This is a genomic window from Rhizobium sp. NFR12 (assembly GCF_900108545.1).
Lineage (GTDB): Bacteria > Pseudomonadota > Alphaproteobacteria > Rhizobiales > Rhizobiaceae > Neorhizobium > Neorhizobium soli.
This window is the reverse complement of the sequence record NZ_FNWM01000007.1, coordinates 60,385-80,784: the sequence shown is the minus strand read 5'-3', so window position 1 is coordinate 80,784 and position 20,400 is coordinate 60,385. Positions and strand designations below refer to the sequence as shown.

General features: G+C 58.8%; 19 protein-coding genes. 11 read left to right on the top strand and 8 right to left on the bottom strand.

Annotation, left to right across the window (positions count from 1 at the left end):
* Nucleotides 1-59 precede the first annotated feature (59 nt).
* A complete protein-coding gene (gene secB, locus BLW69_RS21495; RefSeq protein ID WP_062462904.1) occupies nt 60-536 on the top strand; it encodes a protein-export chaperone SecB in 477 nt (158 codons plus the stop codon).
* 71 nt (nt 537-607) lie between these two features.
* Here secB and dnaQ read toward each other — a convergent pair whose 3' ends face one another.
* Genes dnaQ through BLW69_RS21470 form a run of 5 tightly spaced genes read right to left on the bottom strand, consistent with a single transcriptional unit; the run spans nt 608 to nt 4,220 of the window.
* On the bottom strand, nt 608-1,312 hold the full coding sequence (gene dnaQ, locus BLW69_RS21490) for a DNA polymerase III subunit epsilon (protein ID WP_092665189.1): 705 nt from the start codon (nt 1,310-1,312) through the stop codon (nt 608-610).
* Entirely contained in the window at nt 1,305-1,913 is a 609-nt protein-coding gene (gene coaE / locus BLW69_RS21485) for a dephospho-CoA kinase (protein WP_092665186.1), read from the bottom strand. The genes dnaQ and coaE overlap by 8 nt, the downstream gene beginning before the upstream one ends.
* The gene (locus BLW69_RS21480; RefSeq protein WP_092665183.1) at nt 1,910-2,770 is read right to left on the bottom strand and encodes a shikimate dehydrogenase; all 861 of its coding nucleotides are present in this window, start codon (nt 2,768-2,770) and stop codon (nt 1,910-1,912) included. The genes coaE and BLW69_RS21480 overlap by 4 nt, the downstream gene beginning before the upstream one ends.
* Nucleotides 2,763-3,362 (bottom strand): Maf-like protein, encoded by a 600-nt coding sequence (locus tag BLW69_RS21475; RefSeq protein ID WP_092665180.1) that lies wholly within the window; start codon nt 3,360-3,362, stop codon nt 2,763-2,765. The genes BLW69_RS21480 and BLW69_RS21475 overlap by 8 nt, the downstream gene beginning before the upstream one ends.
* A gap of 36 nt (nt 3,363-3,398) precedes the next feature.
* On the bottom strand, nt 3,399-4,220 hold the full coding sequence (locus BLW69_RS21470) for a pyruvate, water dikinase regulatory protein (RefSeq protein ID WP_062462887.1): 822 nt from the start codon (nt 4,218-4,220) through the stop codon (nt 3,399-3,401).
* A 401-nt stretch (nt 4,221-4,621) separates the two neighbouring features.
* Between BLW69_RS21470 and hemE the strand changes: the two genes are divergently transcribed.
* The 8 genes from hemE (at nt 4,622) to BLW69_RS21430 (ending at nt 13,298) form a co-directional block, all read left to right on the top strand.
* The gene (gene hemE / locus BLW69_RS21465; RefSeq protein WP_092665179.1) at nt 4,622-5,656 is read left to right on the top strand and encodes a uroporphyrinogen decarboxylase; all 1,035 of its coding nucleotides are present in this window, start codon (nt 4,622-4,624) and stop codon (nt 5,654-5,656) included.
* Complete coding sequence (gene hemJ / locus BLW69_RS21460; RefSeq protein ID WP_092665176.1) at nt 5,653-6,195, top strand: protoporphyrinogen oxidase HemJ; 543 nt, start codon at nt 5,653-5,655, stop codon at nt 6,193-6,195. The genes hemE and hemJ overlap by 4 nt, the downstream gene beginning before the upstream one ends.
* 191 nt (nt 6,196-6,386) lie before the next feature.
* The gene (gene rho / locus BLW69_RS21455) at nt 6,387-7,652 is read left to right on the top strand and encodes a transcription termination factor Rho (RefSeq protein ID WP_092665173.1); all 1,266 of its coding nucleotides are present in this window, start codon (nt 6,387-6,389) and stop codon (nt 7,650-7,652) included.
* Nucleotides 7,653-7,740: 88 nt separating this feature from the next.
* Nucleotides 7,741-9,039, top strand: coding sequence for a tRNA uridine-5-carboxymethylaminomethyl(34) synthesis GTPase MnmE (mnmE, locus tag BLW69_RS21450; protein ID WP_092665170.1), 1,299 nt, complete (start codon nt 7,741-7,743; stop codon nt 9,037-9,039).
* A 37-nt stretch (nt 9,040-9,076) separates the two neighbouring features.
* The gene (gene mnmG / locus BLW69_RS21445; protein WP_092665266.1) at nt 9,077-10,960 is read left to right on the top strand and encodes a tRNA uridine-5-carboxymethylaminomethyl(34) synthesis enzyme MnmG; all 1,884 of its coding nucleotides are present in this window, start codon (nt 9,077-9,079) and stop codon (nt 10,958-10,960) included.
* Complete coding sequence (gene rsmG, locus BLW69_RS21440) at nt 10,957-11,574, top strand: 16S rRNA (guanine(527)-N(7))-methyltransferase RsmG (protein ID WP_092665167.1); 618 nt, start codon at nt 10,957-10,959, stop codon at nt 11,572-11,574. Before mnmG ends, rsmG begins: the two co-directional genes overlap by 4 nt.
* A gap of 13 nt (nt 11,575-11,587) precedes the next feature.
* Nucleotides 11,588-12,379: a ParA family protein gene (locus BLW69_RS21435; RefSeq protein WP_092665164.1), complete on the top strand. Its 792-nt coding sequence runs from the start codon at nt 11,588-11,590 to the stop codon at nt 12,377-12,379.
* Between the two features lie 37 nt (nt 12,380-12,416).
* A complete protein-coding gene (locus BLW69_RS21430) occupies nt 12,417-13,298 on the top strand; it encodes a ParB/RepB/Spo0J family partition protein (RefSeq protein ID WP_062462870.1) in 882 nt (293 codons plus the stop codon).
* Between the two features lie 18 nt (nt 13,299-13,316).
* On the opposite strand, the gene holA is transcribed toward BLW69_RS21430, so the two are convergent.
* Genes holA through leuS form a run of 3 tightly spaced genes read right to left on the bottom strand, consistent with a single transcriptional unit; the run spans nt 13,317 to nt 17,531 of the window.
* Nucleotides 13,317-14,354, bottom strand: a complete 1,038-nt coding sequence (holA, locus tag BLW69_RS21425; RefSeq protein WP_092665161.1) for a DNA polymerase III subunit delta — start codon at nt 14,352-14,354, stop codon at nt 13,317-13,319.
* A complete protein-coding gene (locus tag BLW69_RS21420; protein ID WP_092665158.1) occupies nt 14,342-14,905 on the bottom strand; it encodes a hypothetical protein in 564 nt (187 codons plus the stop codon). Before BLW69_RS21420 ends, holA begins: the two co-directional genes overlap by 13 nt.
* Nucleotides 14,895-17,531 carry a leucine--tRNA ligase gene (gene leuS, locus BLW69_RS21415; RefSeq protein ID WP_092665263.1) on the bottom strand — a complete coding sequence of 879 codons (2,637 nt, stop codon included), beginning with the start codon at nt 17,529-17,531 and terminating at the stop codon, nt 14,895-14,897. The genes BLW69_RS21420 and leuS overlap by 11 nt, the downstream gene beginning before the upstream one ends.
* 179 nt (nt 17,532-17,710) lie before the next feature.
* Here leuS and BLW69_RS21410 point away from each other — a divergent pair, with 179 nt between their 5' ends.
* Together BLW69_RS21410 and BLW69_RS21405 are read left to right on the top strand one after the other, a co-directional pair.
* Entirely contained in the window at nt 17,711-18,370 is a 660-nt protein-coding gene (locus BLW69_RS21410; protein ID WP_092665155.1) for a YggS family pyridoxal phosphate-dependent enzyme, read from the top strand.
* A gap of 88 nt (nt 18,371-18,458) precedes the next feature.
* Nucleotides 18,459-20,396, top strand: coding sequence for a propionyl-CoA synthetase (locus BLW69_RS21405; protein ID WP_092665152.1), 1,938 nt, complete (start codon nt 18,459-18,461; stop codon nt 20,394-20,396).
* Nucleotides 20,397-20,400: the final 4 nt, after the last annotated feature.

Genomic DNA, 20,400 nt, shown 5'->3' with positions numbered 1-20,400 from the left:
CGAAATGTTAAGTGCCCCCAACGCTTTTCAGCCACCCTTTCCAGCCTTGAGGAATTTTTATGGCAGACGATAACGAACAGGCTTCCGCCCCCTCGCTCAATATCCTGGCGCAGTACACCAAGGATCTTTCGTTCGAAAATCCCGGCGCGCCGCGCTCGCTGCAGTCGCGCGACAAGGCACCAGCGATCAACATCAGCGTCAACGTCAACGCCAATCCGCTTTCGGAAAACGACTTCGACGTCGTTCTGTCGCTGAGTGCCGAAGCCCGCGAAGACGACAAGATCGTGTTTGCGGCCGAGCTGGTCTACGGCGGCGTTTTCCGCATCACCGGTTTCCCGCAGGAGCACATGCTGCCGCTTCTGTTTATCGAATGCCCGCGTCTTCTCTTCCCGTTCGCACGCCAGATCATTTCCGACGTGACCCGCAACGGTGGCTTCCCGCCGCTGATGATCGATCCGATCGATTTCGGTCAGATGTTCTCGCAGCGTATGGCCGAAGAACAGACCAAGTCGCAGGTTCAGCCGCTCAACAGCTGAGCGAGCAACGGATAGAATATAAAAAGCCCGGTCACAGCCGGGCTTTTTTCATGTCTGGACTTCAGCAGGAATCAGTCGGCTGCATATTTCAGCCAGACGGCCTTATCCTTCAGTCCACTCACCATCGCGGCATGGGCGGCGATGTCGTCTTCGCTAATGCGCGGCGGCAGAGGGCGTGGCCGTGCGGCGATCGCGGTGACCACCACATCCTCGATCTCGATGACATTTCTCGGCTGATCAGCACCGACCAGACCAAGAGCCGCCTGCCGGCCGCCGGTCATTTCGATATAGACTTCCGCCAGGAGTTCGGAGTCGAGCAGCGCGCCGTGCTTGGTGCGATGGCCATTGTCGATGCCGTAGCGACGGCACAGTGCGTCGAGGGAGTTAGGACCCATCGGATGCTTTCGGCGGGCCATCGAAAGCGTATCGACCACGTTTTCCGGTGGGACCGGCGGCAGGCCTATGCGTTCAAATTCGGCATTGATAAAGCCGATATCGAAATTGGCATTGTGGGCGATCCATCGGGCGCCATCGAAGAAGTCGATGATCTGTTGCGCCACCTGGGCGAAGGGCGGCTTGTCTTTCAGCGACTCGTCGGTAATGCCGTGGACAGCCAGCGCATCCGGATGAACCTTGCGATCGCCCGGGTTGATATAGAGGTGCAGCGTTCTTCCCGTCGGGAAGTTGTTGATGAGCTCTATGCCGCCGATTTCGATAATCCGGTCGGCCTTGGATTCAAGGCCCGTGGTTTCGGTATCGAAGATGATTTCACGCATGGGTATTTCCGTTCCTGCTGCCGGCTTTGAGCGTGGCGATGATCTCGCGCACGCTTGATCTGGCTGTCTCCCGTCCGGCGCCGGTGTCGATGACGAAATCGGCACGCGCGCGCTTTTCGGCATCCGGAACCTGCCGCGCCAAGATCATCGACAACTTCTCCTCCGTCATGCCGGGCCGCGCAAGTACCCTCTGGCGCTGCACCTGTGGATCGCAGCTGACGACGACGACAAAATCGACCCTTTTCTCGCCGCCGGTCTCGAACAGCAAGGGAATGTCGAGCACGACGAGCGCTGCGCCGGCGCTTTTGTGTTTATCGAGAAATTCTGCTTCGCGTTTGCGCACCAGCGGGTGGACGATGGATTCCAGCAGTTTGAATTTTTCAGGTGCTACCGAAAGCTGGCGCGACAGTTCCTGTCGGTCGACGACACCGTCTCTGACCGCATTCGGGAACGCCTCCGCGATCGGATCGACCGCTTCACCGTGATAGAGATCGTGGACCACCTGGTCGGCATCGTTGACCGGGATACCCTCTTGCGCAAACATTTCTGCGGTGGTGGATTTTCCCATGCCGATGGAGCCGGTGAGGCCGATAACGATCATCCGTGCATATCCATATCTGCGATGACGAGATCCCGCAGCGTCTGATCGACGACAGGGCGGAGGCCGAACCATTTCTCGAAACCCGGCACGGCCTGATGCAGAAGCATGCCGAGACCATCCACGGTCACGAAGCCCTGCTCCTCCGCCTGTTTCAGAATGTCCGTTTGCAGCGGGATATAAACGATATCGGTAACGACTGCGTTCGTGAGCATGGTCGAGAAGTCGAACTGCGGTATCGGCGCGCCGTCCATGCCGAGCGATGTTGTATTCACAAAGAGACCTGCGCCGGACATGACCTCGCCCAGTGCTTCCATCGCATGCGCGTGCACGTTTTGTCCGAACCGGTCGGCAAGTTCCTGCGCACGCGCCACGGTCCGGTTGACGACGTGGATTTCTCCGACGCCCTGATCCCTGATGGCTTGAATGATAGCACGGCTGGCACCGCCTGCTCCGAGAATGACGGCGCGATCGACATTTCCCCAACCGGGCGACTGTTCGTCGAGGTTGGCGGTAAAGCCGTAGACATCGGAGTTCGAGGCGTGAAGAACACCGTCCTCCATCCACAGCGTATTGGCGGCACCGAGTTCTTCGGCGATCGCATCTGGACGATCAGCGAGCGCAAAAGCCATTTCCTTGTGGGGAATCGTGACATTGCCGCCGCGATAGCCCGATGATCCGTCTTTAAGCTTGCTGATGAAAGCTGGAAAATCCGCAGGTGCCACCGCTTCACGTGTGTAGCGGCCAGCAATACCGAACTTAGCCAGCCAATGACCGTGGACGATCGGCGAACGCGAGTGCTTGATCGGCCACCCCGTTACGAAAGCGTTAACCAAAAGTGTTTCACGTGAATCAGCCATCGATCGCTCCGATCGCGCGCAAGGTGCCGAGAAGCGGCAGCATGGGGAGGCCGAGAATGGTGAAGTAATCTCCCTCGATCCGCGAGAAGAGCTGAATGCCCTCACCTTCCAACTGGTAGGCGCCGACGCTTCCGAACACCGTTTCGCCCACCCTATCCAGATAGCGATCCACGAATATCTCGCTGAGCGGCCTGATGGTAAGGTCGGCGTGCGCGACATGCTCCCACAGGGTTTCGCCATCGCGCACAAGAGCGACGGCGCTGTGCAGCCTATGCGTCCTGTCCGACAGAGAGAGCAGGCTTTCGCGCGCCTCTTCCCGTGATTTCGGCTTGTGATAAACGCGATGATCAAGCGACATGGTCTGATCCGACCCGATGACGATGGCGGAAGGATAGTGTCTGCTGACATCGAGCGCCTTGGCCTTTGCCAAGGTCAGCGCGACGATATCTGGGCTGGCGCCCACCAGTCCCGCCTCGATCTGACGTTCATCGATATCGGCGGCCCGGCTTTCGAAACTCAGCCCTGCATTTTCCATCAACATGCGTCTGAACTTGCTGGATGAGGCCAGTATGAGTGGCCTGGAGTGAGACATTGTCACGGCAGATCTCCGGATGGAATTAGTGCCGAATTACCGTAGCTTCGGGCGGAGCGCAACGATGGCCGCCGCCGTCTCCTCGATCGACCGACGGGTGACGTCGATGACCGGCCAGCCGTGGCGCGAGCAGAGCGCTCGTGCATATTTCAGTTCCTCGTTGATCGTTGCCCGATCCGTATAATGACCGCGATCGAAATTTTGCGTGGTTCCGAGTTCGCGGTGTTCGCGCACCTGTGAAATGCGGTCCGTCGTCGCGACCAGCCCGACGATCAGGGGGCGGGTTGCAGACAGAAGTGCGTGCGGAAGGTCGACGCCCGGCACGATCGGGATATTGGCAGTCTTGATACCGCGGTTGGCGAGATAGATGCTGGTCGGCGTCTTCGAAGTGCGGCTGATCCCTACCAGTACGACATCGGCCTCGTCGTACCCTTCGGGCATCTGGCCATCGTCATGATCCATGGTGAAGTTCAGCGCTTCGATGCGGGCGAAATATTCCGCGTTGAGCGCATGCTGCGCGCCCACGCGGTATTTCGAGGGTGCTCCGAGATAGGTCTGGAATGTCGCCATAACCGGTTCCAGCACGTTGACGCACGGTGTTCCTATCTGACGGCAGCGGTCGTCCAGCAGTTTCGCAAGCTCGCGATCAACGATCGTATAAAGGACGATCCCCGGTTCACGATCGATCGCCTCCAGCACGGCGAGAACCTGCTTGCGGTTTCGCACCAGCGGATAGACGTGCTCGACAGCGAGCGAGGTCTGGAACTGGGCTGCTGCCGCGCGTCCTGTCGAGATCAGGGTCTCGCCCGTGGAGTCAGATATGAGGTGGAGATGGAAGAAGTTTTTTCTGTTCTCCACGTTGTTCTTCGTCCTCTGTTGATAACCGGGGAGAGACTGACCGCCTTTCGAGGGCCGAGCCAGACCCCTGGGATAACCTCCGAGTTGTCCACAATCACGTATTTCGAGGAAGCCGTTTCAGGCCCCCTGTTCAAAGCGGGGATAACCGGATTAACGTATCGCTTGATTCACAAGATATCCACAAGAGAGCTTCACCAAGCGCCCGGCACAAGCAATTGATATCCCTCATCGAAATATGGTTATCCAGAAGCTCTGCCAAGAACGCCCGGAAGTTTTCCTTTTCAACGATAATGAGCGGCAGATCGTCGCGTTTTCTGTGCAGGAGTTTTAATCCTTGCTACTCACCGACTCTAAGAAATAGAAGATCTTAAGAATCTTATTTTCTTTATTTGGAGAACCCATTGGCCGGTCCGACCAGGAAGATCGTTGAGGTGCTGAACGGCAAGACGATCACCCCACCGCCGATATGGCTTATGAGGCAGGCAGGTCGATATCTGCCCGAGTACCGGGAAGTCCGTGCGGCAGCCGGTTCGTTTCTCGATCTCTGTTATACGCCGGATCTGGCTGTCGAAGTGACGCTTCAGCCTATCCGGCGCTACCAGTTCGACGCAGCCATCCTCTTTTCCGATATCCTCGTCATTCCCGATGCCTTGAAGCGCAATGTTCGCTTCGTGCAGGGAGAGGGTCCAAGGATGGATCCGATCGACGAAGCAGGGATTGCAGCGCTCGATGGCAGCACGATGCTTTCCCACCTTGCACCGGTGCTGGAGACGGTTCGGAGGCTTCGGCTGGAGCTACCCCCTGAAACTGCCCTGATCGGCTTCTGCGGGGCTCCCTGGACCGTTGCGACCTATATGATCGCCGGTCAGGGAACACCGGACCAAGCGCCGGCACGTCTGTTCGCCTACCGCTACCCCGAGGCCTTTGAAAAACTGCTGGCTCTGCTGGCGGAGATGTCTGCCGAATATCTGATCGGTCAGATCGATGCGGGCGCAGATGTCGTGCAGATCTTCGATTCCTGGGCCGGCGTGCTCGGGGAGAAGGAATTCGAGGAATTCTCGATCAAGCCCGTGCGGCGGATCATCGATATCATCAAGGCAGCGCGACCTAACGCGAAGGTGATTGCTTTCGCCAAGGGTGCAGGCATGAACCTCAAACACTACCGGGCCCGGACGGGCGCAGATGCAATCGGGCTCGATTGGTCGGTGCCGATGTCGTTTGCGCAGGAGCTGCAGAAGGACGGGCCCGTCCAGGGCAATCTCGATCCAATGCGCGTGGTGGCGGGCGGAAAGTCCCTAGACGACGGGATCGATGCTATCCTCCAGGGGCTTGGACAGGGACCGCTGATCTTCAATCTCGGCCACGGCATCACACCGCAGGCGGATCCGCAGACTGTTGCGCATCTTGTGAAACGGGTCAGAGGATCGGGCGTATGACGCCGGACGACCGCACCGGTGCCGGAAATGGGCGGCGTGTCGCGTTCCGGGCGGCGACGGCGCTTTCGGTTTTCGTCGTCGTGCTGTTTTTTATCTACTGGCTGCGGCCGGATGATTTCCTGCTCTACATCAAGGCGTTTCACGTCATCGCCGTGATTTCCTGGATGGCCGGGCTGCTCTACCTGCCCAGGCTTTTCATCTATCACACGGAAGCCCAGCCGGGTTCTGCCCAGTCGGAAACCTTCAAAGTGATGGAGGGGCGGCTCCTCAAAATCATCATGAACCCGGCGATGATGATCAGCTGGGCGCTTGGGCTTTATCTCGCCTGGGCGGTCTACGGTTTCCAGGGTGGCTGGCTTCATGCCAAGATCCTGTTTGTCCTGCTGCTCACCATGGCGCATATGCGGTTCAGTGCAGCAGTTCGGGCTTTTGCCATAGACGGGCCGCGCAAAACCGCCCGCTACTGGCGGTTGATGAACGAGATCCCGACGGTTTTGATGATCGCCATCGTAATCATGGTCATCGTTAAGCCATTTTGATGGTGTTTTGAGCTTTTTCTTAACTCCGCCTGCCCCTCCCCCTTGCAGGCGTGCTCGTGAACAGCTATTTTCCCAGCCATCTCATCTCGTGGCATGTGTGTAATCGTCTGTCCTACCCGGTTTCTTCCGCGGTAGCGAATTTCACCGACACGCCTGTTTCCCCAAAAAATTCTGAATATGGTCCCCTCTTCATGGCTGAAATGAAGCTTCAAGAACTCAAGAGCAAATCGCCGACCGATTTGCTGACATTCGCCGAATCGCTGGAGGTGGAAAACGCCAGCACCATGCGCAAGCAGGAATTGATGTTTGCGATTCTCAAGATCCTGGCCAGCCAGGATGTCGAGATCATCGGCGAAGGTGTCGTTGAAGTTCTGCAGGATGGCTTCGGATTTCTCCGTTCGGCCAACGCCAATTACCTGCCTGGCCCCGATGATATCTACATCTCTCCCTCGCAGATCCGCCGCTTCTCGCTGAAGACCGGCGACACCGTCGAGGGACCGATCCGCGGGCCGAAGGAAGGCGAGCGCTATTTCGCGCTGCTGAAGGTCAACACGATCAACTTCGACGACCCGGAAAAAATTCGCCACAAGGTGCATTTCGACAATCTGACGCCGCTCTACCCGAATGAGCGCTTCAAGATGGAACTCGACGTCCCGACGTCGAAGGACAATTCGGCGCGCGTGATCGATCTCGTCGCACCGCTCGGCAAGGGCCAGCGCGGCCTGATCGTCGCGCCGCCGCGCACGGGTAAGACCGTTCTCTTGCAGAACATCGCGCATTCGATCACGGCAAATCACCCCGAGTGCTATCTCATCGTTCTCCTGATCGACGAGCGGCCGGAAGAAGTGACGGACATGCAGCGCTCGGTGAAGGGCGAAGTTGTTTCCTCGACCTTCGACGAACCCGCCATCCGCCACGTTCAGGTGGCTGAAATGGTCATCGAAAAGGCGAAACGTCTGGTCGAACACGGGCGCGATGTCGTCATTCTGCTCGACTCCATCACCCGTCTTGGCCGCGCCTACAACACGGTCGTTCCGTCATCCGGCAAGGTTCTGACCGGTGGTGTGGACGCCAACGCCCTGCAGCGCCCGAAGCGCTTCTTCGGTGCCGCTCGTAACATCGAAGAAGGCGGCTCGCTGACCATCATCGCTACGGCGCTGATCGATACGGGCAGCCGTATGGACGAAGTCATCTTCGAAGAGTTCAAGGGGACCGGCAACTCGGAAATCGTGCTCGACCGAAAGGTTGCCGACAAGCGCATCTTCCCAGCCATGGATATTCTGAAATCCGGCACGCGCAAGGAAGACCTTCTCGTCCAGCGCCAGGACCTGCAGAAGATCTTTGTTCTCCGTCGAATTCTCGCGCCGATGGGAACGACGGATGCAATCGAGTTTTTGATCGACAAGCTGAAGCAGACCAAGAGCAACAGCGACTTCTTCGACTCGATGAACACCTGATCCTTAGCCGGATTCACTGCTACCGAGAGGCGCCCGTCGTAAAGACGGGCGCTTTCGAGTTTCTGGGACACAGTCCGAAAGCCGCATCATGAACCCTGATACGATCTTTGCCCTTTCGAGCGGAGCACTGCCCGCAGGTCTCGCCGTTATCAGGCTAAGCGGCAACCAAGCCTTCACTGCGGCTGAGACGCTTGCTGGTCGTTTAGCGACGGACCGTAAAGCATCGCTCAGAACGATTCGCGGCCGAAACGGCGTGATCATAGATCAGGGACTGGTGGTCGGCTTCCCGGGGCCAAACTCGTTTACGGGAGAAGACTGCGTCGAACTGCATGTGCATGGCAGCCGCGCTGTTGTTGCAGCTCTCATCCTAGAGCTCGAGCAAATCGACGGACTGAGGTTGGCCGAGGCGGGAGAGTTTTCAAGGCGAGCTTTTGAGAACGGCAAGCTGGATCTGGTCGAGATTGAAGGTCTTGCGGATCTCATCTCTGCCGAAACGGAAATGCAGCGCCGGCTTGCGGTCGAGCAAAGCTTTGGGGGCCAGTCAGCGCTCTATATCGACTGGGCTGAGCGGCTGACGCGGTCGCGTGCTCTGATCGAGGCCGAACTGGATTTCGCTGACGAGGACGACGTGCCGGGTTCCGTATCGGAGCGGGTCTGGAGCGAGGTGAGCCAGATTTATCTGGAACTTCTGCAGCATCTGGAAACGGCAAAGTCTGGCGAGATCATCCGAGATGGCTACAAGATTGTCATCGCCGGGCCTCCGAATGCGGGCAAAAGCAGCCTTTTGAACGCGCTTGCGAACCGGGATGTGGCGATTGTGACGGAACGTGCGGGAACGACCAGGGATATCCTGCACGTCGATCTCGACATGTCGGGTTATCTGGTCCGGTTCTTCGATACGGCTGGCCTGCGGGAAAGCGACGATATTGTCGAAGTCGAAGGGATCCATCGGGCCCGTGTTGCGATCGAGCAAGCCGACATGATCCTCGCTCTCAACGAGATCGATTCGCCGGCGTTACAATATCATGAGTTCAGTCAGGCTAACGTTCTGACTGTCGGAACGAAGCTGGATGCGCACGCACCTTCGGACGACTTCGACCTTTGCATCTCAACAAAAACTGGCGACGGGCTCGAGCTCCTCAGGGAGGCCATCCTCCGAAAGATCACAGCGTTGTGGACCGGTTCGCTGGTACCGAACAGAGCTCGGCAAGTCGACGCACTGAAAGATGCTTCCAATTTTATCGCAGAGGCGTTAAACGGCACGGAACTTGACTTGAGAGCCGAGAGCCTTCGAGCAGCCGCATCCGCCTTGGGGCGCATTACGGGCCGGGTCGATGTCGAGCAGTTGCTGGATGTTATCTTCTCACAGTTCTGTATCGGAAAATGATTCACGTGAAACACTCGGCTGACGTGGGACAATGAATATGGACCAAAATTTCGATGTCATCATCATTGGTGGTGGTCACGCGGGTTGCGAGGCCGCGAGCGCTGCAGCGCGGATGGGCGCGAGGACGGCCTTAATTACCCACAAACGTGAAACGATTGGTGTCATGTCCTGCAATCCCGCGATTGGCGGGCTGGGCAAAGGTCACCTCGTGCGCGAGGTCGATGCACTTGACGGTTTGATGGGCCGGGTCGCAGACGTTTCCGGAATCCAGTTCCGTTTGCTCAACCGGAAAAAGGGTCCCGCCGTTCGTGGTCCCCGTACGCAGGCCGACCGGCGCCTTTACCGTGAAGCGATGCAGAAGGAAATCTTCAATCACCTGAACCTCACTGTCATCGAGGGTGACGCATTCGACCTCATCACGGACACTGGTCGAGTGTCAGCTGTCATCATGAGGGATGGCCGTCGATTCGGATGCGGAACGGCTGTACTCACGACCGGTACGTTCCTGCGCGGGCTTATTCATATTGGGCATGAAAAGATACCGGCCGGTCGGGTGGGTGAGGAACCATCGCTCGGGCTATCAGCGACGCTTCTTGGACTTGGCGTTGCCTTGGGGCGCCTGAAAACCGGCACACCGGCACGGCTTGATGGGCGGACCATCGCCTGGGACAAGCTTGACAAGCAGGAAGCCGATGAGCAGCCAGTTCCATTCTCGTTCATGACCGATAAAATCGTAACGCCGCAGATCAGCTGTGGAGTGACCCGCACGAACGAGGCGACCCATCGGATCATCTCCGACAACATCCACCTGTCCGCAATGTATTCCGGCCAGATCGAGGGCGTGGGCCCACGTTATTGTCCGTCGATCGAAGACAAGATCGTGCGGTTCGGTGAGCGCGACGGGCACCAGATCTTCCTAGAGCCCGAAGGGCTTGATGATCCAACTGTTTATCCAAACGGAATATCCACGTCCCTGCCCGCATCAGTCCAGGAAGCTTTCATTCGCACTATCCCGGGCCTTGAGCAGGTCGAGATAATTCAGCCCGGCTATGCAATCGAATACGACTATGTTGACCCGCGGGAATTGACACCCACGCTGGAAGTCAAGAAATTGCCAGGGCTGTTCCTGGCTGGCCAGATCAACGGCACGACGGGTTACGAGGAAGCTGCGGCGCAAGGGATGGTCGCCGGACTTTCAGCAGCGATCACGGCTTCGGGCGGCCAGCCGGAGCCGTTCAGTCGTGCCGAATCCTATATCGGTGTCATGGTCGATGACCTCACGTCGAAGGGCGTGACGGAACCTTATCGGATGTTTACATCACGTGCAGAATACCGCCTTTCGCTCCGAGCCGACAATGCCGATATCAGGCTGACTCAAAAGGGCATTGAACTGGGCTGCGTGGGCACTGATCGTGCAGCGAAGTTCGCGGCCTACTCCAAAGCAGTCGACGAAACCCGTGCGATGCTGAAATCGCTCTCGCTGACGCCTAAAAAGGGTGCAGCGCACGGATTGTCCCTCAATCAGGACGGCCAGCGGCGTACGGCGTACGAACTGCTCGCCTACCCCAACCAGTCGATGGCTGATCTGGCCGGTGTCTGGGGAGAACTCCGTGGGGTCAATCCAAAGGTAGCGGAAGCTCTCGAGATCGAATCCACCTACTCTGTCTACATGAATAGACAGGCTGCAGATATTGGCTCAACGATCCGCGATGAGTCAAAAACCATCCCCCTGTCCTTCGATTATTCTACAGTGCCCGGTCTCTCAAACGAGCTACGAATAAAGCTCGCGAAGCATCAGCCCAGCAATATGGCGCAGGCCGCAAAAGTTGACGGTATGACGCCGGCAGCGTTGGCACTTATTCTTGCGCTTGTAAAAAAAGAAGCCGCGGTCTCGGATCGCGTAAAACGAGTCTCGGCATGATGTTGAACGGCAGAAGTGTTTCACGTGAAACGCAGGAGAGGCTTGAGCACTTTGCCACGCTCTTCTCCAAGTGGGCGAAAACAATCAACCTTGTCGCTCCCTCGACCCTGAACGAGATTTGGCAGCGCCATATCGCCGATAGCGCGCAAATCTTTCAACTATCCCCGGAGCCATCGAAATGGATCGATCTTGGCTCGGGCGGTGGCTTTCCAGGAATCGTGACCGCGATATTGCTCGCCGAGCTCGAAGATGGTTGGGTTCACTTGGTCGAAAGCAACCATAAAAAGGCTGCTTTCCTCCGCGTCGCCCTAAACGAAACCGGAGCTCGGGGTTCGGTTCATCCGCTCCGGATCGAGCAGGCGGCACATGAGTTGCCTGAATGCAAGCGTGTTTCCGCTCGCGCTCTGGCTGATCTCGACCATCTTCTATCCTATTCCTCCGGTTGGATGGTCGAGACGGAAGCCAGAGGCTTCTTCCACAAAGGCCGGGATTATCGCCGTGAAGTCAGCGAAGCCCGTAGTCGCTGGGATTTCGATCTGCTAGAACACCAGAGCGTTGTCGAGCAGGACTCTGTTATTCTTGAGATCAGCAACCTCCGACGCAAGGACCCGTAAAGTCAGGTGCGATATGTTCGAAAAGAACCGTATTATTACCATCGCTAATCAAAAAGGCGGCGTCGGTAAGACGACGACAGCGATCAACCTGGCAACGGCGCTCGCCGCAATCGGCGAAAACGTCCTCATCATCGACCTTGATCCTCAGGGAAACGCCAGCACTGGCCTCGGTATTAACCGCAAGGATCGCGTTCATTCGTCTTATGACGTGCTGATGGGTGAAAGCGATATTGGCGAAACTGCCGTTCCGACTGCTGTTCCGAACCTGTCCATCGTTCCCTCCACCATGGATCTTCTCGGTTTCGAGATGGAGATTTCGCAGGCCACGGACCGCGCTTTCCGGTTAAAGCGGGCGCTGGATACTGATGTCGCACGTGCCTACTCTTATATCCTCGTCGACTGCCCACCCTCTTTCAATCTGCTGACGATGAATGCGATGGCCGCGGCGCATTCGGTGCTCGTACCTCTGCAGTGCGAGTTCTTTGCGCTCGAGGGTTTGAGCCAGCTCCTCGAAACGGTTGACCAGGTCCGCCGGACGGTCAATCCGCTGCTCGATATCCAGGGCATCGTTCTGACGATGTTCGATGCGCGCAACAATCTGGCCCAACAGGTTGTCAGCGACGTCAGGACATATCTCGGTGATAAGGTGTACCACACGCTGATTCCGCGCAACGTTCGGGTATCCGAAGCGCCTTCATATGGTAAGCCGGCTATTCTTTATGATCTCAAATGCGCTGGGAGCCAGGCCTACCTTCAGCTCGCCTCTGAGGTGATCCAGCGGGAACGTCGGCGCAAGGCGGCTTGAAACCCTTCTTTGATTACACGAAATAACAGGTGACAGGATGAACGAAGATCCCTCGAAAAGGCGGCTGGGCCGCGGGCTTGCTGCGCTTATCGGTGAGATGGATCAACCTGTGCAGGTCAATACACCTGCGAAAAACGTCAATCCGGACCGCATGGTGCCGATCGAGCATGTTTCGCGCAGTCCGAAAAACCCCAGGCGCCATTTCGATGAGGCCGAGCTGCAGGATCTCGCCAGCTCGATCAGGCAGCATGGCATTGTCCAGCCGGTCGTTGTTCGGACGGTCGACGGTCGCCTTGAGATCATTGCCGGTGAGCGCCGGTGGCGCGCAGCGCAACTGGCGGGACTGACTGAGATCCCGGTCATCGTCCGCGACGTAGACGATCGGACTGCACTTGAAATCGCAATCGTTGAAAACGTTCAGCGGTCCGACCTCAATCCGCTCGAAGAGGCGCTCGGTTACGAGCAGTTGATTGCCGAACATGGCTATACCCAGAACGATCTGGGTGAAATCATCGGCAAGAGCCGCAGTCACGTCGCAAACAGCCTTCGCCTTCTGAAATTGCCGGACCCGGTTCGCGACATGCTGTCTGCCGGAAGCCTTTCAGCTGGTCACGCGCGTGCCTTGATCACCACGTCCGATCCCTCGTCCCTCGCGCGCACGATCGTGTCCAAAGGCATGTCGGTGCGCGATGCAGAGCGGCTTGCGCAAAACGATATCAAGTCCCAGGGGATGCCCCAGCTTGAAACCAAGTCGGTCGAAAAAGATTCCGATACGCTGGCCTTGGAGCGCACGTTGACCGATGCTCTCGGATTGGATGTGAAGATCAATCACCGCGGGGGCAGCGGCCAGGTTCGGATCAACTACCGCAATCTCGAGCAGCTTGAAGAGGTTTGCCGGTTGCTGGAGCGCCGCGGTTAGCGCCTTCCCAGATCGTCATCAGCGATATCGCGACGACTGTATCGCGATTGCCATCAGGCTGTGGAAGGCGATGCTGGGCTCGAGACTTTGTCTTTGCCGGGACTGAAGGACGGCCGCCTGCAGGCGCTCGGTTTCCCGGGCAAGTGCCGGCGCGGTCCAGGATCGCAGCGCCTTTTCGATAATCGGCTTGCGCTTGAAGTGGATATGCCGACCGAGCGTCATCATGACCTGTGCGGCCTGCAGCTTCTTGTCGTCCATTTCCGCCCGCATCACATCCAGCAACTGGAACTGTCTGAGGCAGGATTGCAGGATCAGGAAGATCGGCGTTTTGGATACAAGCACCTTCTGGAAAGCGCGCTGAAGAGACGCCACGTCTCCGGAGAGAATGGCGTCGACGGCCTCGTCCGCGGAGACGCTGCTCGCATCGCCGATGATTTCATCGACGTGATCTTCGGTAACAGTCCCCGCACCGCGACAATAGAGCGCCAGCTTCTTCACTTCGTTGCGGGATGCGATTCGATCGCCGCCGAGAAGCTCCATCAGGCGCTGGCGGGCAGCGCCGCTGATGGTGAGGCCTTCGGCCGACAGTTCGGTATCGATCAGGCCAGCAAGGGCCCGTGCATCGTCCGCATAGCAGGGAATGACGGCGATGGAGCGGACCGGCTCCACCACCTTGCGAAGGCCGCTGCCCTTCTTCAGGTCACCAGCCTCGACGATCAAGATATTGGCGGGAGGCTCATCCTTGGCGAGCGCCTGCATGGCATCCAGCAGCGGCTTCTCGTTCATTGCGCCACGGAGCCAGACCAATTTGGCGCCTCCGAAAAGGCCGAGTGAGTTGACCTCATCAAGGAGACGGCCGGGATCTCCCTGGAGATCGGATACATCAAGCTTGAGCATCGCGAATGGGTCGTCCTGCGCGACACCGGTCTTGGCTGCGATCTGCGCAGCCCGCTCGGAAACGAGCCCGCGATCGGGCCCGTAGATTACGAAGATCTTGTAGAGGCCGACCGACTTGTCAAGAAACCGGTCGAACTCGTGGGATTTTATTTCTGCCATACGGGAGGCGACTGGGGCTCGCGGGCAAGGGCAATGGCGATCTCACCACGCAGGAACTCGGCCGTCTCGCGGGCAGCACGGTTTTCAGCGTCGCGGATTGCCCGCAGTTTTGCAAAGCTCTGTCCCGGGACATCGATCAAGGCGACGACTTCGCGCTTGGCCGATTTCAGGATCTTGCTGTCGCTGATACGGGTCAGCGTATAGGTGACATCCACCTGAACGCGGCCGGCAACAGGGATGTTGCTGACAGAAACGGTGTCATCGTCGCTGGTAAGGTCGAGAATGCTCGAGGCGGAGCTCGTGGCCGTCATTTTCACTTCGTAGAGCGGATGCGCCGTCTCGCCTGCACCATGACCGGTGAGGAAGACGAGATTGTTGCGGATCACCTGCTCGATACGGGTCTTCGGATCCGCAAACTCCACGGATGCGAGCTTCTGACCGGTGCCTTCCTGTTCGGAATAGAGAGGCCGTGCCTGGCATCCCGCCAGAAGGGCAAGGCCGGCGATGCCAAGTGCGATGCCAAAGCGGCGGAATGAACGATCAGGCAACAATGTTCACGATCCTCTGTGGGACGACGATGATCTTCTTCGGTGGCTTGCCACCGAGAGCGGCTTTTACCACGTCGAGTGCGAGGGCTGCAGCCTCGACGGCAGTTTGATCCGCGTCGCGCGCGATTGTCAATTCGGCGCGCTTCTTGCCGTTGATCTGGACCGGCATCGTGACGTCATTTTCAACCACGAGAGCCTGGTCGAACTGTGGCCATGCAGTTGTTGATACCATCTCGCCATTGCCGAGCACGGCCCAGCATTCCTCGGCCAGATGCGGCGTCATTGGCGCGACGATCTGGATCAGGATTTCCGAGGCGTTGCGAACAGCGGCACGGTAGGCGGCGTCGCCCTTGCCGGCGGCAACATCGGTCAGCGGCGCTGCAAGCGCGTTGACCAGTTCGTAGATGCGGGCCACGGCCTTGTTGAAGGACAGCTTGTCGAGATCGCCCTGAACGGCCTGCAGCGTCTTGTGGGCCAGCTGCGAGATTGCCAGTCCATCGCCATCCTTAGCCGGAGTCGGATCAACCATTTTGAGGTTTTCGGCGGCTTCAGAAATCAGGCGCCACAGGCGCTGGGTAAAGCGGTAGGCACCTTCGACACCCGCTTCCGACCAGATCACGTCGCGATCCGGCGGACTATCGGACAGAACGAAGAAGCGGGCCGTATCGGCGCCGTAGGATGCGATGATGTCATCGGGATCGACGACATTCTTTTTCGACTTCGACATTTTTTCGATCGAGCCGATGGTGACGCCGGCGCCGCTTGTCAGCAGCGTCGCGGTACGCTTGCCGTCGATTTCCTCGATACGGATATCGGCGGGGGCGACCCATTCACCGTTTTGGCCGGACTCGCCGAGACGGTAGGTTTCATGCACGACCATGCCTTGCGTGAACAGGCCCTTGAACGGTTCCTTCACGGCCACATGGCCGGTCTCGCGCATGGCACGGGTGAAGAAGCGCGAATAGAGCAGATGCAGGATGGCGTGCTCGATGCCGCCGATATACTGATCGACCGGCAGCCAGTGATCGGCAACGGCCGGGTTTGTCGGCTCGTTCAGCCAAGGGGCTGTGAAGCGTGTGAAATACCAGCTGGAATCGACAAACGTATCCATCGTATCCGTCTCGCGGCGGGCATCGTGGCCGCATTTCGGGCAGCTGACATGGCGCCAGGTCGGGTGGCGATCGAGCGGGTTGCCCGGCAGGTCGAAGGTGACGTCGTCGGGCAACTGCACCGGCAGGTCCTTCTTCGGCACCGGCACGACGCCGCAGACTTCGCAATGGATGACAGGGATTGGGCAACCCCAGTAGCGCTGGCGGGAAATACCCCAGTCGCGCAGGCGGAAGTTCACCTTGCGCTCGCCCTGCGGTGCATTGCCCAGCGTCTGTTCGGACAGCTTGTCGGCAATGATCTGAAACGCTTCGTCGGTGCTCTTGCCGTCCAGGAAGCGGGAATTGATCATCACGCCATCGTCGACGAAGGCGGTGTCGCCGATCTCGAACGTCGCGGCATCGCCATCCTCGGGCATCACGACGGCAACGACCGGCAGATCGTATTTGCGGGCGAAATCCAGGTCGCGCTGGTCGCCGGCCGGGCAGCCGAAGATGGCGCCTGTGCCGTATTCCATCAGCACGAAGTTCGCGACATAGACCGGCAGTTCCCAAGAAGGGTCGAGCGGATGCCTTACGCGGACGCCGGTGTCTATGCCCTTTTTCTCGGCCGTTTCCAGCGCAGCAAGGGATGTGCCCTGACGGCGGCATTCCTCGGCGAAGGCTTCGATCTCAGGGTTGTTCGCAGCCGCGGCCTTCGCCAGCGGATGGTCTGCAGCGATGGCCAGGAACGATGCGCCGAACAGCGTATCGGGACGGGTCGTATAGACCGTCACGTCCTTGTCGACGCCGACAGGTGCGGTGTCCGTGACGATTTCCCAGCGCAGGCTCATGCCTTCCGAGCGGCCGATCCAGTTTTTCTGCATCAGGCGGACCTTTTCAGGCCACTGGTCCAGGTTATCCAGCTCGTCGAGCAGATCCTGACTGAAATCGGTGATCTTGAAGAACCACTGCACGAGCTCGCGCTGCTCGACCAGCGCGCCCGAACGCCAGCCGCGACCGTCGATCACCTGCTCGTTAGCCAGAACCGTCTGGTCGACCGGATCCCAGTTGACCTTGGATTGCTTGCGATAGACCAGGCCCTTTTCCATCATGTCGAGGAAGAGGTGCTGCTGCTGCTGGTAATATTCCACGTCGCAGGTGGCGAACTCGCGCGACCAGTCCAGCGAAAGGCCCATCGCCTTCAGCTGCTTTTTCATGGATTCGATGTTCTGGTAGGTCCAGGCCTTCGGGTGGGTCTTGTTGTCACGCGCGGCGTTTTCTGCCGGCATGCCGAACGCGTCCCAGCCCATCGGGTGCAGAACGTTGAAGCCGCGGGCGCGCTTGTAGCGGGCGACAACGTCACCCATCGCATAATTGCGCACGTGGCCCATGTGAATGCGGCCGGATGGATAGGGGAACATCTCGAGGACGTAATACTTTTCCCGCGGATCGGCATTGTCGGTTTCGAAAACCTTCGCCTCGTTCCAGGTCTGCTGCCAACGGGGCTCGGCATCGCGCGGGTTGTAACGTTCAGTCGCCATCTGGATGATATTCCGGGAAATCAGGATATAGGAGTCGGGCAGACCTTCACCATGAATGGCCGCAAGCGTCAAGTTTTTGAGGCCTGACACGTGCCAAACTTTGATGGGACATGCCCTTGGCAGAGCCTCATATGGGCTTTAATCGCTTGCATCACAAGAATAGCGAAAGGTGACGGACAATGAGCGTCGAACAACGGCTCCAGGAAGTCAGGACAAGGATCGGCAAGGCGGAAGAGACGGCCAATCGCTCCGCGGGCTCTGTCTCGCTCGTCGCGGTCTCCAAGACATTCGATGCCGGTGATATCCGGCCGGTGATTGCAGCCGGCCAGCGTGTGTTCGGCGAAAACCGGGTGCAGGAGAGCCAGGGCAAGTGGCCGGAGCTCAAGGCGGAGACGCCGGGTATCACGCTGCATCTGATCGGTCCGCTGCAATCCAACAAGGCGGCCGATGCGGTGGCTCTGTTCGACGTGATCGAGACGGTGGACCGCGAGAAGATTGCACGAGCCCTGGCAGACGAAATGGCCAAGCAGGGCAAGTCGCCGAAGCTCTATGTGCAGGTGAATACCGGGCTTGAACCGCAAAAGGCCGGCATCGAGCCGAAAGAGACGGCGGCGTTCGTCGCGCTTTGCCGAAACGAACTGGGGCTCGCCGTCGAAGGGCTGATGTGCATTCCGCCGGCGGATGAAAATCCGGGACCGCATTTCGCGCTGCTGGCCAAGCTTGCCAAAGAATGCCGCGTGGAGAAGCTTTCCATGGGCATGTCCGGCGATTTCGAGACGGCGGTGGAATTTGGCGCCACCAGCGTGCGAGTCGGTTCGGCAATCTTCGGCGCGCGCTGAAGTCTAACCCGTTGGTCGGGCTTCCCGCCCGATCGTCCCTCCCCTACACTCGCCCGATCAGGCTATGCGGTTGTGTTGGGAGGTACAGATGCAAAGCCAATATTTCGACGTTTACAGCAGCTGGGAAAACAACCCAGAGGCCTTCTGGAAGTCCGCGTCAGAGGCGATCGACTGGTTCAAAGAACCGGACGCGGTCTTTGATGCCAATGCCGGTGTCTATGGTCGGTGGTTCGTGGGGGGTGAAACCAACACCTGCTACAATTGCCTCGACCGCCACGTCGCGGCAGGCAACGGCGATCGGCTCGCCTTCATCCACGACAGCGCGATGACCGGTGCGCAACGGTCCTTCACCTATGCCGAGGTTCTGGCGGAGGTGAAGGCGATTGCAACTGTCATGCGCGATCTCGGCGTCGGTTACGGCGACCGGGTCGTCATCTACATGCCGATGGTGCCGGAAGCGATCTTTTCGATGCTCGCCTGCGCGCGGATCGGCGCTGTGCATTCCGTGGTGTTCGGCGGTTTCGCGGCACAGGAACTGGCAGCCCGGCTGAACGACTCACAGGCAAAACTGGTGATCTCGGCGAGCTGCGGACTGGAGCCCGGTCGGGTCGTCGCCTACAAGCCGTTGCTCGACAAGGCGATCGACCTCGCGACCGTCAAGCCCGAGCATTGCCTCATCGTGCAGCGGCCGGAACTGGAAGCGCAGCTAAGACATGACAAGGGCGAGCTAGACTTTGCCGATCTGGTCGGCAAGGCGCTTGGGCGGGATCTCGACTGCGTGGCGGTCAAATCAACCGATCCGCTCTACATTCTCTACACATCCGGTACGACGGGAAAGCCAAAGGGCGTGGTGCGCGACAACGGCGGTTACATGGTGGCGCTCGCCTGGAGTATGCCGAATATTTTTGGGATCAAGCCGGGCGAGGTGTTCTGGACCGCGTCCGATATCGGCTGGGTGGTCGGTCACTCCTATATCGTTTACGCGCCGCTGCTTTCCGGCAATACCAGCGTCATCTTCGAGGGAAAGCCCGTCGGAACACCGGATGCAGGGACCTTCTGGCGCGTCATCGCCGACCATGACGTCAAGGTCTTCTTCACGGCGCCAACGGCGTTCCGCGCTATCCGCCGCGAAGACCCAGACGGCGAACTCATGGCGCATTACGATCTCAAGGGTCTGCGTGCTCTTTTTCTGGCGGGCGAAAGGGCGGATCCGGAAACGCTGAAATGGGCGGAGCAGAAACTGAAAGTGCCCGTCATCGACCACTGGTGGCAGACCGAGACCGGCTGGCCGATCGCTGCCAATCCGATGGGGCTGGGGTTGATGCCGTTCAAGCACGGATCTCCGACGCGACCGATGCCCGGCTACGCCATCGATGTTCTCGATGATGCCGGAATGCCGGTGCCGGCGGGCACGCTCGGCAATCTCGCCATCCGGCTGCCGCTGCCGCCCGGATGCCTGCCGACCTTCTGGAGCGCAGATGAGCGTTTCCGCGAGACCTGTCTCAGCACCTTCCCAGGGTACTATACGACCGCAGATGCAGGCGTGATCGACGAGGACGGCTACGTCTTCGTGATGGCGCGCACGGATGACATCATCAACTGCGCCGGGCATCGCCTTTCGACCGGCTCGATGGAAGAGGTCTGTGCGAAACATCCTGATGTGGCGGAATGCGCCGTGATCGGCATCAGCGATACGGTGAAGGGGCAGATCCCCTGCGGCTTCCTTGTCCTAAAGCATAATGTTTCACGGGAAACGGAGAAGATCTCGTCGGAAGTCGCAGAAATGGTGCGCTCGCAGATCGGCCCGGTCGCCGCGTTCAAGACGGTCATGATCGTACCGAAACTGCCAAAGACACGCTCGGGCAAAATCCTGCGGGGAACGATGCAGAAAATCGCGGACGGGATGCCCTGGACCATGCCGGCAACGATCGAGGATCCGGGCGCACTGGATGCGGTGACAGCCGCGCTCACCGCGAAAGGCTATGGAGGGGGCATGCGGGCTGTATCGCGCACAGGCGACACCTAGGCTG